Below are 2,494 nucleotides of genomic sequence, written 5' to 3'. Positions count from 1 at the left end.
GGAGTTCTCCGGCGCGCTCACCGACACGGCACGGCGGTTTCCGCTCGCCGCTCTTCTGTCCTACTGACCAGCAAGAACAACCTCAGCATGCTGACGAGACCTTGCCGCAGCCACGCCGCTCGGCGGCGACATCGCCTTCGAGGCACTCACCTTCCGCAACCGCCAGCGCACGCTCCATGCATCCGGAGTGGTCGATGGAATGACGGACGCGCCGTCGCCGGTGGGCGCGGCACACCCACCGGCGTAGCTCGTCATGGCCCTGAGACGATAACTACCCCGTCCTGGCCCAACATGGAGAGCAACGGTGAAAGACCGCGTCCGCGCTGTCCTCGTCACCCCGAATGACAAGGTCCTGCTCATTCGCCGGGAGCGCCCGCACACTCCGGTTTACTGGGTTCTCCCCGGCGGCGGCGTCGAATCCACCGATGCGAGCCGCGAGGATGCACTGCGCCGCGAAGTCCACGAGGAACTCGCTGGCGTACCCGAGATTCACGGCCTGCTTCAGATCGTTCATGGCACGGCCGACCGCGAGTTCGTCTACCTGGCGCGGATCACGAGCTGGTCCTTCCCGGACCGTACTGGCCTGGAGTTCAACGAGGCCGGCCGCGGTGCCTACCATCTGGATGCCGTCCCGTTGACCATGGCGGCGCTCGAAGCGATCAACCTCAAACCAGGCGCCGTCGCCGATCTCTTGCTGGCCACGCTCAGCGACCACGGCGATCTGTTCGCCTCGACACGCGGTGGATGAACGTTGAGCAAGGTCAGCACAGCTCCGGCCGCCCGGGATCGCGGTGGCTGGGCGCGGGCTCGTGCGGTGCCGAGGCCGAGTCCGACCGGTGACTTCAGCGGAGCGGTCAGCTCCGCTCCGCCCGCGTAGCCCAAGTCAGCTCGCCTAATCAACCAGATCCGCGCCTGCGAAAAACGAAGCGTTCACCGATGGCCCAACTTGCTGCTTCTGTCGCTACGGGCGACCGCGATGGTGTGGCTGGTGGATCGCCCATCCAGGTACGGGACGGTGACGGCCTGGCCGCCCCACTGGCGGATGAGGTTGGCTTCGGCCAGTTCGGTGTAGTCGCCACCTTTGACCCAAATGTCGGGCCGAAGCCAGGACAGGATCGCTTCAGGATTTGGCTCATCGAAGATGACTACGGCATCGACGCAGTCGAGAGCGGCCAGGATTCTGCTGCGATCGGCTTGGGTGGTCAACGGCCGACCTGGTCCTTTGATGCCGCGGACGGATTCGTCTGAGTTGAGGCAGACGATGAGACAGTCGCCCAGTCTTCGGGCGGCTTCCAGGGTGGCGAGGTGGCCAACGTGGAGGAGGTCGAAGCAACCGCCGGTCGCGACGACCGTGCCGCCGCGACCGCGTACCTCGGAGAGCAGGCAGTTGATGTTCGTCGGTCGCTCTGCCGACGGCGTGGCGTGGTTCAGGACGGTGTTGACACCGCCAGCTTTGACGTAGGCAGTGGCAACGCTAACCGCCTCCTGCACCGCCTCGGACACCAGGGCGCCACCGGCAAGGGCGAGGGCGGCGGTAGCCGCGAACTGGTCACCGGCGCCGCAGGCGTCGCCGGTGGCTCTTGTCGGAGCAGGGATCACCACGGGTATCGGACTTCCCTGGCACACGATCGCTCCGTCCGGGCCGACCGTGATGGCGATCGCGCCGGCCTGCCAGCGTTGCAGGAGTAGGTTTCCGGCCCGTTGAGCGGCGGCGAGTGTGGAGCCACCGCTGGTGTCGCCGCTGAGCGTGCGGGCTTCGGCTGCGCTCGGTGTGACGAGTTGGACTCCGGGCACCGGTGGGGCTCCGTTGGGGTGGGGGTCCCAGACGATCGGGGCGCGGGTCTGCTCGAGGGCGTCGCGCAGTTGAGGGTGCCCGGTGACGCCGCGGCCGTAGTCGCTGACCAGGATCGCGGTCGCCTCTTGCAGCAGTTCGAGAGCTGTCCGGGAGACTTGTTCGGCGGGATCGACGGTGGCGCCACCGCGGTCGAGGCGCAGAAGGACCTGCCCGTTGCCGCACATTCGAATCTTCTCCGGAGTGCCGCCGGGTAGCGGCAGCGGGTAGACCTCGATACCCGCGCTGGTGAGAAGTTCGTTGAGAAGGGCTCCAGAGGAATCGTCGGCAATCGCGGTGATCAATGCGACGTCGAAGCCTCGACCGGCCGCGAGCCGAGCGGCGAGGCCGGCTCCTCCGGGACGGCTGGTCGTGGCCTTCTCGTCCAGGACCAGGGCTGGGGCGTCCGGGGTGACGCGGTGGACTGAGCCAACGATGTCGCGGTCTAGCAGGGTGTCACCGACGACGACCAGCAATGGGCGGGTCGCCACAGCCGTGTGGTCACCAGGTTCGCGACGTTCGTGGTCCTGGGGACCTGCTTCCAGGACCTGTGGAAGCGTACGGTCCAGGCGTTCACAGACGAGGTGAAGGGCGATGAGGTGCAGCTCCTGGACGATTTGGTGGTGCGGCGAAGGGCAACACAACGCTTCGTCGCAGGCGCCG

The 2,494-nt window shown here is 67.0% G+C and carries 2 protein-coding genes; one reads left to right on the top strand and one right to left on the bottom strand.

Features of this window, described 5'->3' with window-relative positions; all coding sequences use genetic code 11:
• Nucleotides 1–304: 304 nt before the first annotated feature.
• Complete coding sequence (locus tag DMB66_RS58980) at nt 305–748, top strand: NUDIX domain-containing protein (protein ID WP_125812611.1); 444 nt, start codon at nt 305–307, stop codon at nt 746–748.
• 182 nt (nt 749–930) lie between these two features.
• On the opposite strand, the gene DMB66_RS58975 is transcribed toward DMB66_RS58980, so the two are convergent.
• A complete protein-coding gene (locus DMB66_RS58975; protein WP_125812612.1) occupies nt 931–2,304 on the bottom strand; it encodes a PfkB family carbohydrate kinase in 1,374 nt (457 codons plus the stop codon).
• Nucleotides 2,305–2,494: the final 190 nt, after the last annotated feature.

It is taken from the genome of Actinoplanes sp. ATCC 53533, assembly GCF_003947245.1.
The sequence above is the reverse complement of the archived record's forward strand: the minus strand, read 5'-3'. Positions and strand labels throughout refer to the sequence as shown.